Genomic DNA, 20,757 nt, shown 5'->3' with positions numbered 1-20,757 from the left:
CCGGGTATGGCCCGGCTGAATTGGTTTCTTTTGCAACTATTTGGGGCCGCGCGTCAACGCTGGTCAGGCGGCGAAGCGGATCTGGCCGGCCGGCGAGGGATCGTAGCCGGTCAACTCCTCCGCATGCTGGCGCAGCTTCTTCTCGCTGAGGAACCGGATCAGCGCCTGCATCGGCGGGCGGAAATAGGTGCGCTGCCGCATGGCGAGATCAAAGTTCTCCCAGAGCAGCGGAACGAAATCGAGCCCGGCCGACTTGGCGGCTCCGCGTGTTGCGACGCCGCAATCGGCATGGCCGGCGCGGATGGTGGCGGCGAGGTCGGGTCCGGTGAGGTTCGGCGCATCCAGCCGGCGCAGATCCCGAAAGGAGGCACCGGCACGCTTGAGCAGCACGTCGAGCAGCATCTGCGCGCCTGCGCCCTCTTGTCGCAGCGCCATCCGGGCCCCGAGCGCGAGCACGTCCGGCAGGCTGCGCAGCCGCTTCGGGTTGCCCGGCGGCACCAGGAGGCCCTGCTCGCGGCGCACCAGGCCCACCAGCACGGCATCATGCAGGTCCGGCGCGGCGCGCACGGCCGCGGCATTGGCGTCGCTGGCGAGATTGTCCGAGCCATCGAGGCTGTGGAAATGCAGTGCCGCCGCCATCACCTCGTCGCGCTGCAACCGTTCCAGTCCCCGTGCCGTGCCTTCGTTGAGCGAGGCGAGCCCGGAGCCGGATTCCCGCAGGCTCCATTCCAGCAGGCTGTCCTGGCTGCCGCCGACGATCGGCGGCGGTTCGGTCGCCCGCATGCCGGCCGGGCGCGCCAGGCCCGACAGCACCCATAAATCGAGCTCATGGCGCGGGAACAACCACTTTCCGGTCACCTTGCTACAGGGGATGGCCCCATTGGTGACGAGCTCATAAAGCTTGCGCTCCCCCAGCCGGAGGTAGTCCGCCGCCTCACTCGTCGTCAGGAATTCCATTCTGCATTCCTATGCATATCTTTGTTCGCCTTTTGGCAATTGACGCAGGCCGGAATTTTTGCAGTTCAATGTCATCTTATGGGAACCATGCCCGATCATCTCAGTGCTTTGCAACTCATCGTCAGCGGCGATCCTGCGTTGCTGGCGATCGTACGGCTCTCACTTGGTGTGAGCCTTGCGGCGGTCGCGCTGGCGTCAGCAATCGGCATGCCGCTCGGCGCGTTACTGGCGCTGACACATTTCCGGGGGCGCGCGGTCCTGGTGGTGCTGCTCAACGCCATGATGGGGCTGCCGCCGGTCGTGGTCGGGCTTGCGCTTTATCTGCTGCTGTCGCGCGCGGGGCCGCTCGGCGAACTCGGCATCCTCTTCACGCCGGCGGCGATGGTGATTGCGCAGACGGTGCTGATCGTGCCGATCATCGCTGCGCTGACCCGGCAAACGGTGGAGGACCTCTGGGTCGAGTATCGCGACGAGCTTCGCGCCATGAATGTCGGCGCGGTTGGCCGCATGACGACATTGTTGTGGGACGCGCGCTTCAGCCTGCTGACGGCGCTGCTCGCCGGCTTCGGCCGCGCTGCCGCGGAAGTCGGCGCGGTCATGATCGTCGGCGGCAATATCGACGGCTTTACCCGCACCATGACGACTACCGTGGCGCTGGAGACGTCCAAGGGCAATCTGCCGCTGGCAATGGGGCTCGGTGCGATCCTGATCGTCATCGTGCTCGCCATCAACGCGGCCGCCTGGGGGACGCGCGTCTGGTCGCAACGGGTGACGGGGTGACCATGCGGGCGCCGATCAGCGATCTTCCAGTGGTGCTCGAGTGCGTCTCGCTCCAGAGGGGCGTGGCCACGATCCTCGATCGCATCAGCCTCACGATCACGCCGGGTGCGCCGACCCTGCTGATCGGTCCCAACGGCTCCGGCAAGACCAGCCTGCTGCGGCTGTGCATGGGACTTGCGGCTCCGACGGGTGGCCGCATCAGTTGGGGTGGCCGCAGCGATCCGGCGCCGACGCGCCGCGCCTTCGTGTTCCAGCGCCCGGTGATGTTGCGGCGCACGGCTTCGGCCAACGTCACCTACGCCCTCGCACAGGCCGGCGTGCCGCACGCGCACCGGCCCGGGCGCGCGGTGGCGCTGCTGGAGCGGGTCGGCCTTGCCGATCTTGCGCACCGTCCGGCGCGACTCCTCTCCGGCGGCGAGCAGCAGCGGCTGGCGCTGGCCCGGGCGCTTGCGCGCGATCCCGAGCTTCTGCTGCTGGACGAGCCGACCGCCAATCTCGATCCCGCCGCGACGCGCGCGGTTGAAGAGATCGTCACGAGCGCGGCGCAATCCGGCATCAAGATCGTGATGGCCTCGCACGATCTCGGCCAGGTGCGGCGGCTTGCGGGCGAGGTGGTCTTCCTTGCGCGCGGGACGCTGTGCGAGCGCGCGCGGGCGAGCGAATTCCTGGACCATCCGTCGACGCCGGAGGCGCAGGCCTTCCTGCGCGGCGATCTCGTGATTTGAAGTGGAGTTTTCCGATGGCCTCTCGCCGCCCGTTCCTTCCGCTCGCGATGCTGCTGGGCATCGCCTTGGTGAGTTCGACTTCGTCGGCCGAGGATCGCTCGATCGTCGTGGCTTCGACGACGTCGACGCAGGACTCCGGCCTGTTCGGTTATCTCCTGCCGATGTTCAAGGCCAAGACCGGCATCGACGTGAAGGTGATCGCGCAAGGCACCGGCCAGGCGCTCGACACCGCACGCCGCGGTGATGCCGATGTCGTGTTCGTGCACGCAAAACCGCAGGAGGAGAGATTCGTCGCCGACGGATTTGGCGTGAAGCGTTTCGACGTGATGTACAACGACTTCGTGCTGATCGGGCCGAAGAGCGATCCCGCCGGCGTCAAGGGCAAGGACATCGCGACTGCGCTGAAGGCGATCGAGGCCAAGGGCGCGCCGTTCGTCTCGCGCGGCGACCGCTCCGGCACCCATGCCGCCGAGCTTGCACTCTGGATCATCGCCGGCATCGATGTCGCGAGCACCAAGGGTGCCTGGTATCGCGAGATCGGGCAGGGCATGGGGGCGGCGCTCAACACCGCGAGTGCGATGAATGCCTATGTGCTCTCCGATCGCGGCACCTGGATCGCGTTCAAGAACCGCGGCGATCTCGACATCGTCGTCGAGGGCGACAAGCGGCTGTTCAACCAATATGGCGTGATGCTGGTGAATCCGGAAAAGTATCCGTCGGTGAAGAAAGAGTTGGGTCAGACTTTCGTCGACTGGCTGATTTCTCCGGAAGGCCAGGCCGCAATCGCCGGCTACAAGATCGACGGCCAGCAGCTGTTCTTTCCGGATGCCGCCAGGAAGCCTGACTAGCAAGTAGCCGGAATAGGCGAGTTGCCAAACCGAGCGCTGCGTGGTCCATCTGAGGGATGACCCAGCGCCTGCCGCCGTCGCTCACGCCGCTCGATCTTGCGCTCGCCGCGCTGCTGCGCGGTGTTCGGCCGGTTGCGCCGGTCGATCTGCCGCTCGCCGAGGCGCTCGGCTGCGTCGCGGCGGGTATGCCGCCGCTCGGCGCTTATCCGCCACACGATACCGCTGCCGCGGACGGCTGGGCGTTGCGCGTCAGCGATCTCGTCGGGGCGTCCTCCTACTCGCCGTTGCCTTTGGCTGCGCCTCCGATTTGGGTCGAGGCCGGCGACGCGATCCCGGAGGGATGCGACTGCATGCTCGATGCTGACGCGGTCGATACTGCGGGGCCGATCACGGAAGTGCTCACCGAAGGTTCTCCCGGGCAGGGCGTTCGGCGGAGGGGCTGCGACATGGCCGAAGGCACCTCGACCGTTGCCGAGGGCCGGCCTGTTCGCACCACCGAGCTTCTGCTGGCGCGAGCTGTAGAACTGGAGACTCTGAGCGTCCGCCGCCCGCGGCTGCGCGTCATCAACATGCCCGGTGGCACCGCGGCTGCTCAGCTCATCGCCGATCAGGCTCGCGCGGCGGGCGCGGAGGTGACTGCGGCGGAGGCTAGCGCGCGCGATGCGGCGTCGATTGCGAACGCGCTCGATATCACCGCTTGCGACCTGCTGCTGACCGTCGGCGGCACCGGCGTCGGTCGCCGCGATGCCGCCGTCACCGCGCTAGCCGATTGCGGCGAGGTCCTGGCTCACGGGATTGCGGTGCAGCCTGGACGTACGGCGGCGATCGGAAGAATCGGATCAGTTCCCGTCATCGCGCTGCCGGGCGCGCCGGATCAGGCATTTGCGGTTTGGCTCATGCTGGTCTGTCCGGTGCTGGATCATCTGTCGATGCGGGCCTTGCGCAAATCCGCCAGCTTGCAGCTCGCCCGCAAGATCGCATCAAACGTCGGCATGGCGGAGATCGCGCTGCTGGCCGAGGAACAAGACGCCTGGCTGCCGCTTGCGGTCGGTGAGCTGTCCTTGCAGGCGATCGCCCGCGCCGACGCATGGCTGCTCGTTCCCGGCGACAGTGAAGGCTTTGCGGCGGGCGCGCCGGTCGATGCCTATCTGATGCGGGAATGATATGGGTTCCGGCATGAACAGGATTCCGCAACCGACCGACCGCAGTTCGGTCGATCAGGAGCAGTTCCTCAAGATACTCTCCCGCGAGGAGGCGCTGGCGCGCTTTGAAGCCGCGTTGTTCCCCCGCGCGCTGCCGAGCGAGACGCGCGCGCTTGCGGCTGCGCTCGGAAGCGCGCTCGCCGAAGACATCTTTGCGCCGATCGACGTGCCGCCCTTCGACCGCTCCAACGTCGATGGCTTTGCCGTCCGCTCCGCGGATCTTGCCGCGGCGAGCGAGGCTGCGCCCGTGCGTCTCGCCCTGAATGGCGAGATCATCGCCTGCGGCACCGCGCCGGCCCTTCAGGTCGCCTCGGGCACTGCGACGCCAATCGCGACCGGCGGCCCTCTGCCACGCGGCGCCGATGCGGTGGTCATGGTCGAGCACACCCAGCCGGCGGGGATCGGCGCGATCGACGTCCGCCGCGCGGCTTCGCCGGGCCAGTTCGTGTCCTATGCCGGCTCGGACATCGCGCGCGGCGAAGCTCTGCTGCGCGGTGGCACGATCATCGGTTCGCGCGAGATCGGGATGCTCGCCGCCTGTGGCATCGCCGAGGTCAAGGTCGTGCGCAAGCCGCGCGTTGCGGTTATCTCGACCGGCGACGAGTTGGTGCAGCCCGGCGAGGCGCTCGCGCCCGCTGCGATCTACGACACCAATGGCGCGATCGTCACTGCTGCAATCGACGAGAACGGCGGCGCGGCGCATTTCATCGGCGCCATTCCTGATAACGAGACCCAGCTCGAGGCCGCGATGCGCAAGGCGCTCGCGGAAGCCGACATGCTGGTGCTGTCGGGCGGTACGTCGAAAGGCGCGGGCGACGTGTCCCATCGCATCATCGGCCGCCTCGGCCAGCCCGGCATCATCGCCCATGGCGTCGCGCTCAAGCCCGGCAAGCCGTTGTGCCTTGCGGTCTGCGACGGCAAGCCGGTGGTGATTTTGCCGGGCTTTCCGACCTCGGCGATGTTCACCTTTCACGACATGATCGTGCCGGTGCTACGGCAGATGGCGGGCCTTCCGCCGCGCGCGGATGCCAAAGTGAGTGCGAAGGTGCCGGTGCGGATTGCCTCCGAGCTCGGCCGCACCGAGTTCGTGATGGTCTCGCTGGTCGATGGCAAGGACGGGCTGATAGCTTACCCCTCCGGAAAGGGCTCCGGCGCGATCACCTCCTTCGCGCAGGCCGACGGATTCCTGCGCATCGATGCGCTCGCCGACCAGATGCCGGCCGGCAGCGAGGCCGAGGTGACGCTGTTCACGCCGCATGTGCGCGTGCCCGATCTCGTCATCATCGGTAGCCATTGCACCGGGCTCGATCTCGTCACCGCGCCGCTCGCGCGCGCTGGCCTCTCCGTGCGCTCGATTGCGGTGGGCAGTCTCGGTGGACTGGCGGCGGCGCGGCGGGGCGAGTGCGATCTGGCGCCGATCCATCTGTTCGACGACAAGACCGAGACCTACAACACGCCTTACCTTGCTGAGGGCCTCGAGCTCGTGCCGGGCTGGCGGCGCATGCAAGGCATCGTGTTCCGCAAAGGCGACAGGCGTTTCGACGGCTTGTCAGCGAAGGATGCCGTCGCCGCCGCGCTCGCCGATCCCGCCTGCATCATGGTCAATCGCAACCAGGGCGCCGGCACGCGCATCCTGATCGACCGCCTGCTCGGCGGCGCGCGGCCGGAAGGCTATTGGAATCAGCCGCGCTCGCACAATGCGGTGGCCGCCGCGGTGGCGCAGCGTCGCGCCGACTGGGGCATGACCATCGCGCCGGTCGCCCATGCGTCCAGCCTCGGTTTCATTCCGCTCAGCGAAGAGCATTATGATTTCGCGCTGGTGAGCGCGCGCAAGCAGCGTCCGGCGGTGCAGGCCTTTCTGGATGCGCTTGCCTCGGACGAGAGCCGGGCGGCGCTGGCGCGGGCCGGATTCCGGCCAGCCTGAGCCTAAGATAACGACACGGCCGTCGAGCTGCGTGATGACAGGGGTGGGGACGCGATGGCAAAGCCGCTTTCGGTCGCGATCGTCGGTGCCGGGATGGGCGGGCTTGCCACCGCCGCTGCGCTGCGGCGCGCCGGCATCGACGTCATGGTCTACGAGCAGGCGTCGCAATTTGCCCGGATCGGCGCCGGCATCCAAATCGGTTGCAACGCGATGAAGGTGTTGCGCGCGCTCGGGCTCGAGACGCAGATGCGCGATCACGCCTTTTATCCGCGCTCCTGGAACAACCGCGACTGGCGGAGCGGCGACGTCAAGTTCGACATGATCTTCGGCGAGAGCGCCGAGCAGAAGTTCGGCGCGCCCTATCTGCTTGCCCATCGTGGCGATCTGCATGCGGCGCTCGCCAGCGCCGTTCCCGCCGAATGTATCAGGCTCAACCACAAGCTGGCCGGCCTCGATGAGAGCGCCGAAGGCGTGAGGCTCACGTTTGCGAATGGCACGAGCGCTATCGCCGATGCCGTGGTCGGCGCGGACGGCGTGCATTCGCTCGTGCGCGACATTCTGTTCGACACGGCGCCGGTCAGGTTCACCGGCCGTATCGCCTATCGCACCACCTATCCCGCGTCATTGCTCGGCGGCGAAGAGATCGACGACTGCACCAAATGGTGGGGCGAGGACCGTCACATCGTCATCTATTACGTCAAGCCGGATCGCAGCGAAGTCTATCTCGTCACCAGCCAGCCGGAGCCGGATTTCCGCATCGAGTCCTGGTCGGCGAAGGGCGACGTGCGGGACTTGCGCGCATCGTTCGAAGGCTTTCATCCGCAGGTCGCGCAGGTGCTTGCCGCATGCCCCGACGTGCACAAATGGGCGATCATGGATCGCGACGCGCTCGAGCGCTGGTCGGACGGCAAGGTCACGCTGCTCGGCGACGCCTGCCATCCGATGACGCCCTATATGGCGCAGGGCGCGGCGATGGCGATTGAGGATGCCGCCGTCCTGTCGCGCTGCCTCGACGGCGTCGCGCGGGAGGGCGTGGCAAACGCGTTTCGCCGCTTCGAGGCGACCCGCAAAGGAGCGGACCACGCGGGTGCAGGAGACCTCGCGCGCCAACATTTGGCTAAAGGAGCGAACTGATACCGGTTGGGTCTATGGCTACGACGCCTGGACCGTGCCGCTCGCGGCCTGAGTGGCCTTTTCGCGCATGCGTTCGCGCTCTTCTGCACCGGTAAGCGCGCGCTGTGCATCGGGTGCGAGCGGCTTGGGATCCGGTGGGACCTCGACGAGCTTCTCGGCGCCCGTGGCCAGCCGCGCAAGGTACCTCGCATCGGCGATGAAGCACGCGATATCGAGCGCGAAGTTGACCGCACGGACAAGGAAAACCAGAAAGCCCCAGACCGCCTCGATCATCGCCGTTAACCGGTAAAGCTATTGAACGCTCGTTGGTCGCAGCCCGGCCCGAGGCGGTTCAGGGCGGTCAAGGCGCCGTGAACTTGCCGCCTTGCGACCACGACTAATGTGGCGAGGATCAGCCCATGCCCCTGTCGTCCCAGCTCAATTTCCGCAAGATCGCCGCTATCATCGCGGCTACCGGCACGCTGTTCTGGCTCTACACCTTCTACGCCATCGCGCACGTCCCGATGGGTGACGGCACCGGTTTCCAATGGCTCGCGGTCTTCCCGCTCGGCATGATTTTCGGGGTGTTCTTCCTGCCGGCCTGGCTGCTCGTCGCGATCGGCCGGCTGCCGCGCTTCACCACCCTTTTCGGCTTCTGCGGGTTGATCGCCTTTGCGGTGGTGTGGGCGCAATTGCTGACGGAATTCCCCAAGCCTTAGCTCTTCTAAGAGAAGGCACGATCTTACTGAGCCGAATGCTCGTCCAGCGCGGCCAGCCGCTCGGCTTCCGCGATGTCCTCGACCGTGTTGGCATTGAAGAACGGATCGAGCGGCTGAACCGGCCAGGTCACGGTGGCGAGCGGATACCGCGCGGTCCAGCGGTCGATCTTCCTGATATCTTCGACGACGAGGGCTTGGCGCAATTCGTCGCGCAAGGCGACGCGCCACAATCCGATCACCGGATGCGACTGGTCGCCGGAAGCGGCAACGGCGAGCTGTGCATTCTCTGCCGTGCGAACCGCGTGCAGGCGTGCCACGAGATCGCGTGGCAGGAACGGGCAGTCGCCGGCAGCGCTCAACGCCCATTCGATGCCGGGCCGGTTCGCCGCGGTCCAGTCGAGCGCGGCGAGAATGCCGGCGAGCGGCCCAGGATAGCCCGGCACGTCATCGGCGACGACGGTCAAGCCGAACGCGGAAAACCGCGAAGGCTCGCCATTGGCGTTGAGGATCAGCCCGTCACATTGCGGCTTCAGCCGCGCGATCACGCGCTCCAGAATGGTGCGGCCGCCGATCGTGCGCATCGGCTTGTCGCCGCCGCCCATGCGCCGCGCGAGGCCGCCTGCGAGCAGCACGCCCAAGGTCGGTGGAGTTTCAGTCGTCACCACCTTCACCCTTGCGCTTGTGCTTGGCCGACTCTTCCTCGACATAAGCGAGGTTCTGGTCGTAGACGATGCGCTGCTCGCCTGCGAGCGCAATGAAGCGCTTGCCGCGCGTGCGTCCGATCAGCGTCAGCCCGACCTGGCGGGCGAGATCGACACCCCAGGCGGTGAACCCCGAGCGGGACACCAGGATGGGGATGCCCATCCGCACCGTCTTGATCACCATCTCCGAGGTGAGCCGGCCCGTGGTGTAGAGAATCTTGTCGCCGGCCTCGACATTGTGGCGGTACATCCAGCCCGCGATCTTGTCGACGGCGTTGTGGCGGCCGACATCCTCGGTGTAGCAGAGCGGCGTGCCCTCCTTGCACAGCACGCAGCCATGGATCGCACCGGCCTCGAGATAGAGCGAGGGCATGGTGTTGATGGTCTGCGTCATCTGGTAGAGCCAGGAGGTGCGCAGCTCGGCCTTCGGCAGCGCCACGCTTTCCACCGCTTCGAGGAGGTCGCCGAACGCGGTACCCTGCGCGCAGCCGGAGGTCTGGGTGCGCTTCTTCAGCTTGGCCTCGAAATTGGTGTGGTGCGAGGTGCGCACCACGACGACCTGGAGGTCGTCGTCATATTCGACCTCGGTGACGACGTCGCTGTATTTCAGCATGTTCTGGTTGAGGAGATAGCCGAGCGCCAGATACTCCGGATAGTCGCCGATCGTCATCATCGTGACGATCTCCTGGGCGTTGAGATAGAGCGTCAACGGCCGCTCCATCGGCACCTTGGTCTCGACCCTCGCGCCGGCCTGGTCGACGCCGACGACGCTCTGCGTCAGGCGCGGATCGTCCGGGTTGGGGACGATCAGGGGGACCGGGGCTTTGTCGATCTTCATCATGGGTGCGACGTTAGCATGACATTCGGCTCAGGCCGATATAAGCATGTGAGGGAATGAAGGAAATGCCTCCGCTCGCAATGACGGAGATGGCGGTTCCAGCCGCGTGATACGGCTGGCGGAGATCGAGTTGTGATGAAAATCATCGGCCTTGCGGGATGGAGCGGAGCGGGCAAGACCACTTTGTTGACGCGGCTGATTCCACATTTCAACGTGCAAGGCCTGCGCGTCTCCGTGATCAAGCACGCCCATCATCATTTCGACGTCGACGTGCCGGGCAAGGATTCCTGGCGCCATCGCGAGGCGGGTGCGGCCGAGGTGCTGGTGTCCTCGGCAAATCGCTGGGCGCTGATGCATGAGCTGCGGGGGGCGGCCGAGCCGCGGTTGCCGGAACTGCTCGCAAAGCTGTCGGCGGTCGACCTGGTCGTGGTCGAGGGTTTCAAGCGGGAGCCGCATCGCAAGATCGAGGTGTACCGCGCTGCCAACGGCAAGCCGCTGCTGTTTCCCGACGATCCCGGCATTGTCGGGATTGCGGCCGACGTTGCGGTTGAAACCAGGCTGCCGACGGTCCATCTCGATGATATCCCGGCCGTAGCCGCGCTTGTCTTGCGCTCCGCGATGACGGCCGACGAGGCGATGGCGAAGAGCGCGCTTGCGCGCTGACGAGGCATCATGGCGCAACTGTCCGACGATTGCTTTGCCTTCGGTGGGCCGATGATGTCGGTCGACGACGCCGTCAGCCTGATCGCGGCCCGCGTCAACGCGATCGCCGACATCGAGACCGTGGCGCTGGTCGATGCCGACGGGCGGGTGCTCGCACGCGACATCGCCGCGCCGCTGCCGCTGCCGCCGTTCACCAACTCCGCGGTCGACGGCTACGCAGTGCGCAATGCGGACCTGCCGCAAGCGAACGAAGAAGCGTTTCCGCTCGACGGCCGTATCGCGGCCGGTAGTGCCGCCGATCATCCAATCAAGCCCCGCCATACCGCACGCATCTTCACCGGCGCGCCGATGCCGAAGGGGGCCGAGACCGTCTTCATGCAGGAGGACGTGCGTGTTGATGAGAGCGGCAAGATCATTCTGCCGCCTGGGCTGAAGGGAGGCGCGAACGTTCGGCCCGCCGGCGAGGACATTCCGCAAGGTCACGTCGCCTTGCGTGCCGGCCAGCGCTTGCGGCCACAACATGTCGCGCTCGCCGCCGCCTTCGGCCTGACCGCGCTCGACGTCGTCAGGCGCATCCGCGTCGCGGTGTTCTCGACTGGCGACGAGCTGGTCTCGCCGGGCGATGCGCGCGCCCCCTCGCAGCTCTTCGACTCCAACCGTTTCATGCTGATGGCGATGGTGCGCCGGCTCGGCTGCGATGTCAGCGATCTCGGTATCTTGCGCGACGAGCAAGCCTTGCTCGCGGATGGTCTGAAGCAGGTCGCAGGCCAGCATGACCTGATCCTCACCACCGGCGGCGTGTCGACCGGCGAGGAGGATCACGTCAAGGCCGCGGTCGAGAGCATCGGCACGCTGGTGCTGTGGCGGATGGCGATCAAGCCGGGCCGGCCGGTCGCCATGGGCATCATCGGCGGCACGCCGCTGATCGGCTTGCCCGGCAATCCCGTCGCGAGCTTCGTCACCTTCGTCCATGTGGTGCGACCGACGGTGCTGGCGCTCGCCGGCGGCCTGCCGGAGCCGCTTCTGCCGATTCCGGTGCGCGCCGCCTTCACCTACAAGAAGAAGGAGGGCCGCCGCGAATACGTCCGCGTCTCCTTGCGCAAGGCCGAAGACGGCACGCTCGAGGCGATCAAGTTTCCACGCGAGGGTGCCGGGCTGTTGTCATCATTGGTCGAGACTGACGGGCTGGTCGAACTCGGCGAGGCGGTGACGCGGGTCGAGCCCGGACAGAGCATCGGATTTCTATCCTACGCCAACCTGATCTGAGCGTCGTGCATTGACGCTCCCGACCCGCCTCGCCATGGTGCCGCTATGACCAGAACGACTCTCGATCTTACGGGGCTGAAATGCCCGTTGCCGGCCTTGAAGACGCGCAAGGCGCTGAAGCCGTTGAAGGCTGGCGACCAGCTCGAGGTGTACTGCACTGATCCCCTGTCGGTGATCGACATCCCCAACCTTGTTCGCGAGACAGGCGACAAGGTCGAGATCACCGAGCGCACCGAGGCGCGCATTGTGTTTTTGATAGAAAAGACGAATGGCTCGATAGAAAGCGCGAATGACGCACTGCACTCTTAGATTGCGACTATCGACTTTCGTCTATCGGCATCGCCACGCCGGCAATTGGCTCTCCGCATGGGCACACAAGTTGTGCTATCCGCATTGATTGCGCGTGGTTCGATGGGCGGAGGGACATCGCCTGTCGGTGTCCGGCATAAAAACTCCCTCAAAGGGGTTAGACATTTCGTGTGCGCTCGTGATCCTGGCGCATCTCTGGGATGACTTGCGGAGCAATCAGCAAGCTGAGGCGCGCGGGCTGAGGAACGGGATCGCAACAGCAGGCGCTCAGAAGGGCGGCTGCAGGGGAGGATTTGTATGGCTACAGTTGAAAGCGCTGGGAGACTTTCGGGCGCTGGCGCGGGAATTCTCGATCGCGAGCATACGGTCGCGAAGGCCGGCTTCAATCGCTGGCTGGTGCCGCCTGCCGCGCTCTGCATCCATCTCTGCATCGGCATGGCCTACGGCTTCTCGGTGTTCTGGCTGCCGCTGTCGCGCGCCATCGGCATCACCCAGAGCAAGGCGTGCGCGGATATCACGCTGTGGCAGGAACTCTTCACCACGACGTGCGACTGGAAGGTCGCGAGCTTGGGCTGGATGTACACGCTGTTCTTCGTGCTGCTCGGCGTCTCCGCGGCAATCTGGGGCGGCTGGCTCGAGCGCGCCGGTCCGCGCAAGGCGGGCGTCGTCGCCGCCTGCTGCTGGGGCGGTGGTCTTCTGATCGGCGCCTTCGGCGTATACGTGCACCAGCTCTGGATCATGTGGCTCGGCTGCGGCGTGATCGGCGGCGTCGGTCTGGGTCTCGGCTACATCTCACCGGTATCGACCCTGATCAAATGGTTTCCGGACCGCCGTGGCATGGCGACCGGCATGGCGATCATGGGCTTTGGCGGCGGCGCCATGATCGGCGCGCCACTGGCAAACCTGCTGATCAACTATTTCAAGACGTCCACCTCGGTCGGCGTCTGGGAGACGTTCCTCACGATGGGCGTCATCTACTTCGTTTTCATGATGATCGGCGCCTTCGCCTATCGCGTCACGCCGAGCGGCTGGCAGCCGGAAGGCTGGACGCCGCCGAGCGAAAAGAAATCGATGATCTCCGAGCATCACGTGCATCTGAACAATGCGCACAAGACTCCGCAGTTCTGGTTGATCTGGTGGGTGCTGTGCTTGAACGTGTCGGCCGGTATCGGCGTGATCGGCATGGCCTCGCCGATGCTCCAGGAGATCTTCGCTGGCAAATTGATCGGCTTGCCCGAGCTGACCTTCAGCCAGCTCTCGGTTGAGCAGAAGACCGCGATCGCGGCGATCGCCGCGGGCTTTGCCGGTCTGTTGTCGCTGTTCAACATCGGCGGCCGGTTCTTCTGGGCATCGCTGTCAGACTATATGGGCCGCAAGAACACCTACTACACGTTCTTCCTGCTCGGCATCGTGCTCTACGCGCTGGCGCCTACGTTTGCGGCGATGGGCTCGAAGCTGCTGTTCGTTCTCGGCTTCGGCATCATCCTGTCGATGTATGGCGGCGGCTTCGCCACCGTGCCGGCCTATCTCGCCGACATGTTCGGCACCCAGTTCGTGGGCGCCATCCACGGCCGGCTGCTGACGGCATGGTCGACCGCCGGCATCATCGGTCCGGTGGTGGTGAACTACATCCGCGAATTCCAGCTCGCCGCAGGCGTGCCGCGCGATCAGCTCTACAACACCACCATGTACATCCTGTGCGCGATGCTGATCGCGGGCCTGATCTGCAACTATCTGATCAAGCCGGTCGATCCGAAGTGGAACATGAGCGAGGCGGAGGTTGCCAAGCTCCAGGCCGCAAGCGCCAAGAGCGAAGCAGCGATCCAGCACGGCTCGTTCGGCATCGGCACAGGCGGGCTGGATGCCAAGGCCGCGCTGTTCTGGGCCTTCGTCGGCGTTCCCCTTGCCTGGGGCGTATGGAAGACGTTGGAGAGCGCGGTCAAGATCTTCTGACCCTCTGTGAAATTGCCGCGGGGTGTGCGTCATGCGCGCGCGTCTCGCGGTTTCGCTTTTCTCGATCGATTGAAAAAGAACATCCGGGGGATTTTCGATGGTTCGCAAACTCGTTTGTGTCGCCGCCATGCTCGTTGTCGCCGGCGCACTTCATTCCGCTTCAGCCCAGACGGCGACGGCGCCTGCAGCGCCGGCACAAGCGGCCGCCGAGGCCAAGCCCGGCAAGCTCAAGCTGACCGCCCAGAAGCTGAAGGACATGAAGGCCAAGTGGAGCGCCAACAAGTCCAAGCTCAAGGAATGCCGCAAGGACGTGAAAGCCAAGGGCCTCGCCGGCGACGACCGCTGGTTCTACATTGAAGACTGCATGGGCAAGAGCTGAGATTAGGTGCCAGGGAACTGGATGTTGGGGGCATGAAGCGGCGGCTACATGCCCCTTAACTGCTTCATGGAACGCAAGAATCTTCTTGGCATCTGGCATGCCAGAGGCTAGGTTTGGAGCCATTCTAAGAGTAGGGACCAAGACGCAGCGATGAGCCACGACGTGCACCAGGTCCGCTCGTTCGAACATCCGGGCGAGGGACGGAAGCGAGCCAAGGCCACGCCCAAGGGGCGGCAGGTCGACCCGACCGCCGCACATGAGATCGAGCAGTTGCTCGGCGACAGGCCGCGGCGGCGCGACCTGCTCATCGAATATCTCCACCTGATCCAGGACAAGTTTCACCAGATCTCGGCGGCGCATCTTGCGGCGCTTGCCGACGAGATGAAGCTCGGCTTTGCCGAGGTGTTCGAGACCGCGACCTTCTATGCGCATTTCGACGTCGTGAAGGAGGGCGAGCCTAACATCGCGCCGCTCACCATCCGGGTCTGCGACTCCTTGACCTGCGCGATGCTCGGCGGAGAGAAGCTGCTCGAGGACCTCCAGAGCGCGAGCGGCCCGGGCATCCGCGTGGTGCGGGCGCCCTGTGTTGGCCGTTGCGACACCGCGCCGGCGGCCGAGGTTGGTCACAACTTCGTCGATCACGCCACCGTAGGCAACGTGCTGGCCGCCGCGAGGGCCGGCGACACCCACGCGCATCTGCCGAAATATGTCGATTACGATGCCTACGTCGCCGGCGGCGGCTACAAGCTTCTCAATCGCCTGCGCACCGGCGAGCTTTCGAAGGATGACCTTTTGAAGGCGCTCGACAATGCCTCGCTGCGCGGCCTTGGCGGCGCGGGCTTTCCGACGGGACGCAAATGGCGCGCGGTATTAGGGGAGCCCGGTCCGCGGCTGATGGCGATCAACGGCGACGAAGGCGAGCCCGGCACGTTCAAGGACCGTTATTATCTCGAAACCGATCCGCATCGCTTCATCGAGGGCATGCTGATCGGCGCGCATGTGGTCGAGGCCTCCGACGTCTACATCTATCTCCGTGACGAATATCCCGCCTGCCGCGAGATTCTCGAGCGCGAGATCGCGAAGCTTCCCGCGGGCGGCCCGACGCTGCACATGCGGCGCGGCGCCGGTGCTTACATCTGCGGTGAAGAGTCCTCGCTGCTCGAAAGCATCGAAGGCAAGCGCGGCCTGCCGCGGCACAAGCCGCCTTATCCGTTCCAGGTCGGCCTGTTCGGCCTGCCGACGCTGATCAACAATATCGAGACGCTGTGGTGGGTGCGCGACATCGTCGAGCAGGGCGCCGACTGGTGGAAGAGCCATGGCCGTCATGAGCGCCATGGCCTGCGCAGCTTCTCGGTCTCGGGCCGCGTCAAGAATCCCGGCATGAAGCTCGCGCCCGCCGGGATTACCGTGCGCGAGTTGATCGACGAATATTGCGGCGGCATGGCCGACGGCCACACGTTCTACGCTTATTTGCCGGGCGGAGCGTCCGGCGGCATTCTGCCGGCATCGATGGACGACATCCCGCTCGATTTCGGCACGCTGGAAAAATACGGCTGCTTCATCGGCTCAGCCGCGATCGTGATCCTGTCGCAGAAGGACAGCGTCAGGTCCGCGGCGCTGAACCTGATGAAGTTCTTCGAGGACGAGAGCTGCGGCCAGTGCACGCCGTGCCGTGTCGGAACCCAGAAGGCGGCGTTGTTGATGCAGCGGCCGGTCTGGAACCGTGCCCTGCTGGACGAATTGAGCCAGGCGATGCGCGATGCCTCGATCTGCGGGCTCGGCCAGGCGGCATCGAATCCGCTCACAACCGTGATCAAATATTTCCCTGACGAGTTCAAGGAAGCGGCCGAATGACCAAGATTACGTTCGAGCTCGACGGCAAGCAGGTCGAGGCGAGGCCCGGCGAGACCATCTGGCAAGTCGCAAAACGTCAGGGCCGCGATATCCCGCATCTCTGCTATTCACCGGCGCCCGACTATCGGCCCGACGGCAATTGCCGCGCCTGCATGGTCGAAATCGAGGGCGAGCGCGTGCTTGCCGCCTCCTGCAAGCGCACCCCGTCGGTCGGCATGAAGGTGAAGACCGAAAGCGCCCGCGCGGTCGCTGCGCAGAAGATGGTGATGGAGCTGCTCGTCGCCGACCAGCCGGCGCGCGAGACCTCGCACGATCCGGACTCGAAGTTCTGGCACTGGGCTGAAACCACCGGCGTCACCGAGAGCCGTTTCCCCGCCGCCGAGCGCTGGGCAACAGACGCCAGCCATCCGGCGATGCGCGTCAATCTCGATGCCTGCATCCAGTGCGGCCTCTGCGTGCGCGCCTGCCGCGAGGTCCAGGTCAACGACGTCATCGGCATGGCCTACCGCAATGCCGGCGCCAAGATCGTGTTCGACTTCGACGATCCCATGGGCGAGTCCACCTGCGTGGCCTGCGGCGAATGCGTGCAGGCCTGCCCGACCGGCGCCCTGATGCCGGCCGTGATGCTCGACGAGAACCAGACCCGCGTCACCTATGCCGACAGGAAGGTCGATTCGCTCTGCCCTTTCTGCGGCGTCGGCTGCCAGGTGACCTACGAGGTCAAGGACGAGAAGGTGATCTATGCCGAGGGTCGCGACGGCCCGGCCAATCACAACCGTCTTTGCGTCAAGGGCCGCTTCGGCTTCGACTACATCCACCATCCGCATCGCCTGACGAGGCCGTTGGTGCGGCTGCCGAACGCGAAGAAGGATGCCAACGACCAGGTCGATCCCGCCAACCCCTTCACCCATTTCCGCGAAGCCTCATGGGAGGAGGCTCTCGACATCGCGGCCAAGGGCCTGGTCAAGATCCGCGATACCAAGGGCGTCAAGGCGCTGGCCGGGTTCGGCTCGGCCAAGGGCTCGAATGAAGAGGCCTATCTGTTCCAGAAGCTGGTACGCACCGGCTTCGGGTCGAACAATGTCGATCACTGCACGCGGCTCTGCCACGCCTCGTCGGTCGCGGCGCTGTTCGAAGGCTTAAGCTCGGGCGCTGTATCGGCGCCGTTCGCGGCCGCGATGGACGCCGAAGTCATCTGGGTGATCGGCGCCAATCCGACCGTGAACCACCCTGTCGCGGCGACCTACATCAAGAACGCGGCCAAGAAGGGCGCAAAGCTCTTTGTGATGGATCCCCGTCGGCAGACGCTGTCGCGTCATGCGACCAAGCATTTGCAGTTCAAGCCCGGCGCCGACGTCGCCATGCTGAATGCGATGATCAACACGATCATCACCGAAGGCCTGACCGACGACCAGTACATCGCCGGTTACACCGAGGGTTTTGATGACCTGAAGGAGAAGATCAAGGAATTCACGCCGGAGAAGATGGCGCCGATCTGCGGCATCCCGGCGCAAACCCTGCGCGAGGTGGCGCGCACCTATGCGCGCGCAAAATCCTCGATCATCTTCTGGGGCATGGGCATCAGCCAGCATGTCCACGGCACCGACAATGCGCGTTGCCTGATTGCGCTCGCGCTGATCACCGGCCAGGTCGGACGTCCCGGTACCGGCCTGCATCCGCTGCGCGGCCAGAACAACGTGCAGGGCGCCTCCGACGCCGGCCTGATCCCGATGTTCCTGCCCGACTATCAACCGGTCGGCCGCGACGACATGCGCGGTAATTTCGAGAAGTTGTGGGGCCAGGAGCTCGATCCCGTCCGCGGCCTGACCGTGGTCGAGATCATGAACGCCATCCACGCCGGTGAGATCAAGGGCATGTATGTCGAGGGCGAGAACCCTGCGATGTCCGATCCCGATCTCCAGCATGCGCGCCAGGCGCTCGCCATGCTCGATCATCTCGTGGTGCAGGATCTCTTCGTCACGGAGACGGCGTTCCACGCCGACGTCATCCTGCCGGCCTCTGCGTTTGCGGAAAAGGACGGCTCCTTCACCAACACCGATCGCCGCGTGCAGCTCGCCCGCCAGGTCATCAAGCCGCCGGGGGATGCACGGCAGGATCTCTGGATCATCCAGGAGATCGGCAAGCGGATGGGCTTGCCATGGAATTATTCGGGTCCCGGCGACGTCTACAGCGAGATGGCGGAGCTGATGCCGTCGCTCAAGAACATCAGCTGGGAGCGGCTGGTGCGCGAAGGCGCTGTTACCTATCCGGCCGACGCTCCCGACAAGCCCGGCAACGAGATCATCTTCACCACGGGCTTCCCGACCGCGAGCGGTCGCGGCAAGATCGTGCCGGCCAAGGTGATACCGCCGGACGAGTTGCCGGACGACGAATATCCGATGGTGCTCTCGACCGGCCGCGTGCTTGAGCACTGGCACACCGGCTCGATGACACGACGCGCGCAGGTGCTCGACCAGATCGAGCCGGAGGCGGTGGCGTTCATGTCGCCGAAGGACATGCGGAAGAAGAAGCTCACGCCCGGCGATTTCATTCGCCTGGAGACCCGCCGCGGCGCGGTCGAGGTCAAGGTCCGCTCCGACCGCGACGTGCCGGAGAACATGGTGTTCATGCCGTTCTGCTACGCGGAAGCGGCCGCCAACCTCCTCACCAACCCGGCGCTAGATCCCTTCGGCAAGATCCCCGAGTTCAAGTTCTGCGCCGCAAGGGCCGAGCGCGTCGAAATGCGCGACGCGGCGGAGTAGGCGCGTACTCCTCTCATTGCGGGCGATGACAGCGCGAGTATCGAGGCGTGTGCCCATACGGTTCACCGCGCTTCGCTCCTCGCAATGACGGTGCTAAACGATGGCGCATGTCCAAAGTGACCCCAGCCACACGCGCGCTCGCTGCCGCTTCCGTATCCTTCACCGTCCATGCCTATGACTATGATCCCGACGCCGAGAGCATCGGGCTTCAGGCTGCTGCCGCGCTTGGTGAAGATCCGGCGCGGGTGCTGAAGACGCTGATGGCGCTCGTCGACGGCAAGCCGGTTTGCGTCGTCGTTCCTTCCGACCGGGAAGTCTCGATGAAGAAGCTCGCGGCCGCCGCAGGCGGCAAGTCGGCCCAGATGATGAAGCCGTTCGAGGCCGAGCGCGTCACCGGCTTCAAGGTCGGCGGCATCAGCCCGTTCGGGCAGCGGCGCGCGGTGACGACCGTTGAGGAGAGCGCGCTTGCGCATGACCTCGTCTACGTCAATGGCGGTCAACGCGGCTTGCAAGTGCGGCTCAGCCCGCGCGATGTGCGTGACGTCTTGAAAGCCGCGGCTGCAGACGTGCTTGCCTGATCAGCGCGGGACCAGTCCGGCTCCCGCTCGATCATCCGAGCCATATGAACGGGAATGTCCCATCGGGATGGTCGGACGGATGCGGCATCTGGACATGCGGCGCGGGCGTCTCGCGAGTCTGATAGGCATGTGCTGCGGGCCGCGTCGGCGCAACTCGCGCGCCGGCGATCGGATGGGCCGTTGCCGCGACGGGGGCGACGGCAAATGCTACTGTGCCGACCACGAGCGCTGTCAGTGCCAGGGCAGCGGCATGCGTCTTGCGGACAGTCATAGGAGCTCTCCTTGCAGATGTTCCAGCAGGCTCCGACAGCCTGCCGCTCTTCCCTGAGATCGCGGCCGCCGCGATCTCATTCCCACAAGGTTTCGTGATCGATCGTTCGGTGACCTCTTGCTATTGTTTCTGCAGGAGCTTCAGCCGGCACCGTAGCGCCTCACGAATGTGGGCGCGCGCCAGTTTTTCGGCCTTGTCGCCGTCGCGGGCGGCAATGGCGCTGATGATGGCCTGATGCTCTCTGTGGCTGGTCGAGGGCCGACCGGTGACCGAGAACGTGGTCGGGCCGAGCAGCGCGATCCAGTCCTGGAGCTCCTTCGAGGCGCTGTCGAGATAGCGGTTGCGCGCGGCGCGGCAGATCGCCTCGTGGAAGGCGCGGTTGAGCCTGGCCATCTCGATAGCGTCGGCGGAATGTTCGGTGAAAGCCTGCTCGATATCCGTCATCGAGTCGATCTCGGGGCGCGAGGCGTGCTCGGCGGCGAGCCGCGCCGCCGCACCCTCCAGGATCTCGCGCATGGCGTAGAGCTCGAGCACCTCGGAAATGTCGAGGTTGCGGACGATCAGCCCGCGGCCCGCGGCCGGCTGCACGAAGCCGCGCGCGGCAAGCCGTCCCAGTGCCTCGCGCACCGGCGTGCGACTGACGTTCAGCCGCTGCGCGACCTCCTCCTCTCGCAAGCGATCGCCGGCGCGGTAGCTGCCGGCCTGGAGTGCCTCGCACAGCGAGCGGAACACGGCTTCGCCCAGCGCCACGCCGGAACCGCGATCGATCGATCCGCTTGTCTTTGCCGGGCGCCTGGCCATGCTCTCTCCGATCCCGGCGCATCGTTCCCATGCAAAGCGGAGCGTTGCGCAATTCTTGTATATCTTTGTATACAAAGGTGCGCAATGGCGGTAGCGTCAGTAAGACACGGAATC

21 protein-coding genes are annotated in these 20,757 nt (G+C 65.5%); 15 read left to right on the top strand and 6 right to left on the bottom strand.

Features of this window, described 5'->3' with window-relative positions:
• Positions 1-63: 63 nt before the first annotated feature.
• Complete coding sequence (locus NLN62_RS07260) at positions 64-957, bottom strand: helix-turn-helix transcriptional regulator (RefSeq protein ID WP_254108188.1); 894 nt, start codon at positions 955-957, stop codon at positions 64-66.
• An 87-nt stretch (positions 958-1,044) separates the two neighbouring features.
• On the opposite strand from NLN62_RS07260, the gene NLN62_RS07255 reads away from it, so the two are divergent.
• From NLN62_RS07255 to NLN62_RS07230, 6 genes are read left to right on the top strand one after another with little or no spacing between them, the layout of a single operon-like run.
• Entirely contained in the window at positions 1,045-1,737 is a 693-nt protein-coding gene (locus tag NLN62_RS07255; RefSeq protein WP_254108187.1) for an ABC transporter permease, read from the top strand.
• 2 nt (positions 1,738-1,739) lie between these two features.
• Complete coding sequence (locus NLN62_RS07250) at positions 1,740-2,462, top strand: ATP-binding cassette domain-containing protein (protein ID WP_254108186.1); 723 nt, start codon at positions 1,740-1,742, stop codon at positions 2,460-2,462.
• Positions 2,463-2,476: 14 nt separating this feature from the next.
• Positions 2,477-3,310, top strand: a complete 834-nt coding sequence (locus NLN62_RS07245) for an extracellular solute-binding protein (RefSeq protein WP_027524936.1) — start codon at positions 2,477-2,479, stop codon at positions 3,308-3,310.
• Positions 3,311-3,366: 56 nt separating this feature from the next.
• Positions 3,367-4,473, top strand: coding sequence for a molybdopterin-binding protein (locus NLN62_RS07240; protein ID WP_254108185.1), 1,107 nt, complete (start codon positions 3,367-3,369; stop codon positions 4,471-4,473).
• Positions 4,474-4,486: 13 nt separating this feature from the next.
• Positions 4,487-6,436 (top strand): molybdopterin biosynthesis protein, encoded by a 1,950-nt coding sequence (locus NLN62_RS07235; RefSeq protein WP_254108184.1) that lies wholly within the window; start codon positions 4,487-4,489, stop codon positions 6,434-6,436.
• Between the two features lie 54 nt (positions 6,437-6,490).
• On the top strand, positions 6,491-7,570 hold the full coding sequence (locus NLN62_RS07230) for an FAD-dependent monooxygenase (RefSeq protein WP_254108183.1): 1,080 nt from the start codon (positions 6,491-6,493) through the stop codon (positions 7,568-7,570).
• A gap of 18 nt (positions 7,571-7,588) precedes the next feature.
• Here the strand turns inward: NLN62_RS07230 and NLN62_RS07225 are convergent, their stop codons facing one another.
• Positions 7,589-7,843 carry a hypothetical protein gene (locus NLN62_RS07225; protein WP_254108182.1) on the bottom strand — a complete coding sequence of 85 codons (255 nt, stop codon included), beginning with the start codon at positions 7,841-7,843 and terminating at the stop codon, positions 7,589-7,591.
• A 125-nt stretch (positions 7,844-7,968) separates the two neighbouring features.
• On the opposite strand from NLN62_RS07225, the gene NLN62_RS07220 reads away from it, so the two are divergent.
• Positions 7,969-8,268 (top strand): hypothetical protein, encoded by a 300-nt coding sequence (locus NLN62_RS07220; RefSeq protein WP_254108181.1) that lies wholly within the window; start codon positions 7,969-7,971, stop codon positions 8,266-8,268.
• 23 nt (positions 8,269-8,291) lie between these two features.
• On the opposite strand, the gene mobA is transcribed toward NLN62_RS07220, so the two are convergent.
• Together mobA and NLN62_RS07210 are read right to left on the bottom strand one after the other, a co-directional pair.
• Positions 8,292-8,975, bottom strand: a complete 684-nt coding sequence (mobA, locus tag NLN62_RS07215; protein WP_254108180.1) for a molybdenum cofactor guanylyltransferase MobA — start codon at positions 8,973-8,975, stop codon at positions 8,292-8,294.
• Positions 8,920-9,810: a formate dehydrogenase accessory sulfurtransferase FdhD gene (locus NLN62_RS07210; protein WP_254108179.1), complete on the bottom strand. Its 891-nt coding sequence runs from the start codon at positions 9,808-9,810 to the stop codon at positions 8,920-8,922. The genes mobA and NLN62_RS07210 overlap by 56 nt, the downstream gene beginning before the upstream one ends.
• A 132-nt stretch (positions 9,811-9,942) precedes the next feature.
• On the opposite strand from NLN62_RS07210, the gene mobB reads away from it, so the two are divergent.
• The 8 genes from mobB (at position 9,943) to ybaK (ending at position 19,571) form a co-directional block, all read left to right on the top strand.
• Entirely contained in the window at positions 9,943-10,470 is a 528-nt protein-coding gene (gene mobB / locus NLN62_RS07205) for a molybdopterin-guanine dinucleotide biosynthesis protein B (RefSeq protein WP_254108178.1), read from the top strand.
• A gap of 9 nt (positions 10,471-10,479) precedes the next feature.
• Entirely contained in the window at positions 10,480-11,736 is a 1,257-nt protein-coding gene (gene glp, locus NLN62_RS07200; RefSeq protein WP_254108177.1) for a gephyrin-like molybdotransferase Glp, read from the top strand.
• A 45-nt stretch (positions 11,737-11,781) separates the two neighbouring features.
• Positions 11,782-12,045: a sulfurtransferase TusA family protein gene (locus tag NLN62_RS07195; RefSeq protein ID WP_027524927.1), complete on the top strand. Its 264-nt coding sequence runs from the start codon at positions 11,782-11,784 to the stop codon at positions 12,043-12,045.
• Between the two features lie 297 nt (positions 12,046-12,342).
• Positions 12,343-13,998 (top strand): OFA family MFS transporter, encoded by a 1,656-nt coding sequence (locus tag NLN62_RS07190; protein WP_027524926.1) that lies wholly within the window; start codon positions 12,343-12,345, stop codon positions 13,996-13,998.
• A gap of 97 nt (positions 13,999-14,095) precedes the next feature.
• Positions 14,096-14,377: a hypothetical protein gene (locus tag NLN62_RS07185; RefSeq protein WP_254108176.1), complete on the top strand. Its 282-nt coding sequence runs from the start codon at positions 14,096-14,098 to the stop codon at positions 14,375-14,377.
• A 150-nt stretch (positions 14,378-14,527) separates the two neighbouring features.
• On the top strand, positions 14,528-16,231 hold the full coding sequence (locus NLN62_RS07180; RefSeq protein WP_254108175.1) for an NADH-ubiquinone oxidoreductase-F iron-sulfur binding region domain-containing protein: 1,704 nt from the start codon (positions 14,528-14,530) through the stop codon (positions 16,229-16,231).
• Positions 16,228-18,993, top strand: coding sequence for a formate dehydrogenase subunit alpha (gene fdhF / locus NLN62_RS07175; protein ID WP_254108174.1), 2,766 nt, complete (start codon positions 16,228-16,230; stop codon positions 18,991-18,993). The genes NLN62_RS07180 and fdhF overlap by 4 nt, the downstream gene beginning before the upstream one ends.
• Before the next feature lie 107 nt (positions 18,994-19,100).
• Positions 19,101-19,571 (top strand): Cys-tRNA(Pro) deacylase, encoded by a 471-nt coding sequence (gene ybaK, locus NLN62_RS07170; protein ID WP_254108173.1) that lies wholly within the window; start codon positions 19,101-19,103, stop codon positions 19,569-19,571.
• 31 nt (positions 19,572-19,602) lie between these two features.
• Here ybaK and NLN62_RS07165 read toward each other — a convergent pair whose 3' ends face one another.
• Both NLN62_RS07165 and NLN62_RS07160 read right to left on the bottom strand, forming a co-directional pair.
• Positions 19,603-19,842 (bottom strand): hypothetical protein, encoded by a 240-nt coding sequence (locus NLN62_RS07165; RefSeq protein WP_027524921.1) that lies wholly within the window; start codon positions 19,840-19,842, stop codon positions 19,603-19,605.
• Positions 19,843-19,962: 120 nt separating this feature from the next.
• The gene (locus NLN62_RS07160) at positions 19,963-20,643 is read right to left on the bottom strand and encodes a GntR family transcriptional regulator (protein WP_027524920.1); all 681 of its coding nucleotides are present in this window, start codon (positions 20,641-20,643) and stop codon (positions 19,963-19,965) included.
• Positions 20,644-20,757 lie beyond the last annotated feature (114 nt).

The sequence above is a fragment of the Bradyrhizobium sp. CCGUVB23 genome, assembly GCF_024199885.1.
GTDB lineage: Bacteria > Pseudomonadota > Alphaproteobacteria > Rhizobiales > Xanthobacteraceae > Bradyrhizobium.
This window is presented reverse-complemented; position numbering and strand designations above follow the sequence as displayed.